The 3,981-nt window shown below is 31.2% G+C and carries 4 protein-coding genes; all 4 read right to left on the bottom strand.

Annotated features, from left to right (window positions below; all coding sequences use genetic code 11):
* Positions 1 to 26 precede the first annotated feature (26 nt).
* The gene (locus tag AOG55_RS04010; protein WP_055040922.1) at positions 27 to 1,280 is read right to left on the bottom strand and encodes a 3-phosphoshikimate 1-carboxyvinyltransferase; all 1,254 of its coding nucleotides are present in this window, start codon (positions 1,278 to 1,280) and stop codon (positions 27 to 29) included.
* Complete coding sequence (locus AOG55_RS04005; protein ID WP_055032370.1) at positions 1,277 to 2,104, bottom strand: shikimate kinase; 828 nt, start codon at positions 2,102 to 2,104, stop codon at positions 1,277 to 1,279. The genes AOG55_RS04010 and AOG55_RS04005 overlap by 4 nt, the downstream gene beginning before the upstream one ends.
* A 20-nt stretch (positions 2,105 to 2,124) precedes the next feature.
* Positions 2,125 to 2,919, bottom strand: coding sequence for a shikimate dehydrogenase family protein (locus AOG55_RS04000; protein WP_052656798.1), 795 nt, complete (start codon positions 2,917 to 2,919; stop codon positions 2,125 to 2,127).
* A partial coding sequence (gene aroB, locus AOG55_RS03995; protein ID WP_236688966.1) for a 3-dehydroquinate synthase occupies positions 2,916 to 3,981 on the bottom strand: 1,066 nt, incomplete at its 5' end. The genes aroB and AOG55_RS04000, both read right to left, overlap by 4 nt.

Here is a 3,981-nt window from a genome sequence, read left to right as displayed (position 1 = left end):
TAAACTTAATTAAGATTTTTTTATGACTATATTTCAGTATTAAATCGTATATCAGCGCCAAGTTTTTTCAGGTCATTTAGGAATGAGGGGTAACTCTTATTTATGGCCTCGATATCGCCATATCTTGTTTTTGACCCTGCAATTATTCCGGCTATTATGGCACTCATTACCATTCTATGGTCATTGTAAATTAATGTGTCAGGATTCTTAATACCACCGGGGTGAATGAACATAAAATCATCTTTAATTTCAGCAATCCCGCCAAATTTTTCAACCATGTCCAGAATATTAAGATAACGGTTAGATTCCTTAATTTCCAGCCTCTGATAATTTTTAATGATAACCCCATTTTTTGAAAATATGCCTATTACAGATGCAACTGGTGCAAAATCAGGAGTTGCTGATACATCAACAACAACTGTTTTTATTTCATATGCCTTATTTATTTTTATATAATCATCAAAAATTTCTATGCATCCGGCTGCATCATTGAGTATTTTAATTATTCCACTATCAGGCTGCAGGCTGTTTTTTTTGAGATTTTTTATTAATATATTTCCTGTAAAGATGCCAAGAACCATAAAATATGACGCTGATGAGTAATCACCCTCTATATGAATGTCATTTTTTGATTTCAGATATCCATCTATGATAAAGTTGTTATTCTCACGCTTAATATTAATACCAAAATCTTCCAGTGTTTTTACTGTTATATCCATATATTTTTCTGAAACCATGGAATCTATGCCAAAACATGCACTTTTAAAAAATGAGTAATAAAAAAGCATGGCGCTTGCAAACTGTGAACTTTTTGATGCATTTAAAGTGCAGTAAACATTACCTGAATTTGTTGCATCTATTTTATAAAACCCCTCACTGTTTTTATAAAAAATTGATCCAGTATTTTCAAGGCATGAAATAAGGTCTTCAACTGGTCTTTTGGCAAGGGCAGGTTTTCCAGATATCTCCGTGGTGCACTTCCTTCCTGCCAGCAATCCCAGTGAAAGCCTGTACGATGTTCCAGATTCACCAACATAGATTTTTTTTGGGCATTTAAAATCAGGAGTTATTTTTATATCCCGCTTTTGGTATTCAATATGGGCATTGCAGCTTTTTGCTATATCTATTGCAATAAGCTCATCATCACAGTATGATATATTCCTTAATGTTACTGGTTTTCCAGAAAATGCAGAGTAAAGGACATACCTCTGTGTAAAACTCTTTGATGATGGGGCCTCCACGATGCCACCAATTTCTCCAGGCTTCACTTCAATAATCATTGATATATTATATTAATTCCATCATTATTAATTCTGCTTTTGATTATATTATAATTCTGGTAACTAAATTTTGAGGCTGCATTATCACGATCCTCATTATCCTCATATATGGCAAATACAGCAGGACCCTTACCACTTATTCCGGAAAAAATTGCCCCAGATCCGAGAAAATAATTTATTATTTCAGGGTCATAGCCGAAAAGGGAGCCAAAAAGGTATCCATTAAGAACCATGGTTTCATAAACATATTTACTGTTTAAGAGCAATTCCAGTTTCTGTATATATTTTTTATATTTTTTAAAATCAATATCTTTCATATCATATGTACTTCTATGATAAAATTTGGGATATGCTATTATCACCGGTGTATTCTCTATTTTTATCCTTCTTATAAGTCTAAAATCAAAGTTATCTGTAACTGTTAATCCTCCATAATAACACATTGAAATATCATCAAGTGCACCGGTTATTGATGTTTTATTTTTAAGTGATATTTCGGCTGCCGATCTTAATAATTCATCCTCCTTTAAATATATACGATTTAGCCTTAATATTGCGTACAGTAATGATAATGTCATTGCACTGCTGCTTTTTAATCCCACTGACTGAGGTATCTGGCTCTTTATTTCAACAGAATATTTTTTATTTATACTGTATTTATTCCTGATTATCTCCAATGTTTCTAATATTTTTTGATCACCTATTTTATCTGAATCAGATTCTATTACAGTTGTGTACATTGGCAAATCCAGTGAAATTGCTGACCCAATACCATCCACAAATGCTGAAATTACAGAAAGCCCTCCATTGGTTTTAACAATCATTCAATAGAAATAATATTAAGTTACTTAATTATTTTTTCATTAAATAACAATTTAAATTCCTGATAGTCAATAGATAAATTATAAAGTTTTTTTAATGTTTCAAGACCTTGGCCAATGAATAAATCTACACCATTGACGGTGCTGCATCCCTTATTTTCAGCAAGGGCTAAGAATTTAGTTTTCTGTGGATTGTATATCATATCAATGGCTGTGGATTTATGCATAATCTTGGATCCATCAATTGGGGACTTAATGTCAGGAAATGTTCCAACAGGCGTGCAGTTTATTATAATATCATATTCTGGCATCAGCTCATCATATGCTATTAGGTTATCAAAAAAATTTTTATTCTTTTTATTTTCTAAATTTCTTGTGGCGTTAAAGACAGTGCATTTGTAATTACTTTTAAGCGCATAATAAACCATTCTGGCCGTTCCACCTGTGCCCAGTATTAATATTTTTTTGCCATTGGGGTCAACTTTATTATGCTTAAGAGAAAATAAAAAACCGTTATAATCGGCATTGTATCCATATAATTTTCCTGAACAGTTCTTAACGAGGTTTACAGCACCTATGCCTGATGCGGTATCATCTATAACATCAAGGTATTTTAAAATAACTTCCTTATACGGGGCTGTTACATTGAATCCTAACAGGTTCTCACGTGCAAATCTTATAAAAACTGGTATATTTTCCATATCAAGGTCTATACTAAGGTAAATAGAATTAATGTTATTTTTTTTGAATATTTTATTATATATGTACTGTCCGGCAGAATGTGTTACTGGTTTTCCTATAAGTGCGGATGCATTCATTTTTTTACCTCAAGAAATTCAGAAAAATACCTTTTGATTTCTGATACTTCAACAGCCTCTGTATGTGATTTTCCAATCCTGTCAAGAACAATAAGATTAATTTTGCCAGATTCCATTTTCTTATCATTTAAAATATATTTTATTATAATATCCGGATCAAAATTTTTAAAATTTAATAATGGGATTCTATAATTTTCCAGAATTGTAATTATTTCATCATAAAAATTTTCAGATAGGCCCATTTTATATGCTATATAATTCTCGGCAAGCATACCATTTGCAATTGCGGTTCCATGGGAAACATCATTACTGGTAAATGATTCTATTGCGTGTCCTACTGTATGGCCGAAATTTAAAAGATATCTGATCTTATTTTTATCAAAAAAGTCTCTTGAAACAATGTTAAGTTTTATCTTATTGCTTTTATATATTATATTCTCCAGATCATTCTGGTTAAAAATTGTGTCCATGTTATTATTTCTAAGATAATTATAGAAATTTTCATCATTGATGATCGCCATTTTAATAATCTCTGCCATGCCATCATTTAAAAGCGATTTATCGGAATTTAATAAAAAATCTGTATCATTGAATATATATTTTGGATTATAAAATGTTCCAATAACATTTTTAATGCCGCTAAAATTTATGGCGTTCTTGCCACCTATGGAAGAATCAACCTGTGCCAGAAGTGTTGTTGGAACCGCAACCAGATTTATTCCCCTTTTATATACCGATGATGCAAATCCGGTTAAATCACCAACAGTTCCACCACCAATATATGATACTGTATCTGATCTTTCAATATTTAAATCTATCAGTTTTTTAACTATAAATCTTAGATATCTTAAATCCTTTATTGATTCTCCATCATGCATGTAAATCTTTATAGATTTAATTTTTTTTAATTTGTTACGGTATCCGGACAGGGATTTTGAAACAAAGCTAACATTCCTTCCATATATGTTATTGTTTATATAATCTTCAAGACCTGAACCTATATAAATGTTAATTTTACCCCCATTTATGTCCGCGCTTATTTGTTTCATTTTAATACGACTA

Source organism: Acidiplasma cupricumulans, from assembly GCF_001402935.1.
GTDB classification, from domain to species: Archaea; Thermoplasmatota; Thermoplasmata; order Thermoplasmatales; family Thermoplasmataceae; genus Acidiplasma; species Acidiplasma aeolicum.
This window is presented reverse-complemented; position numbering and strand designations above follow the sequence as displayed.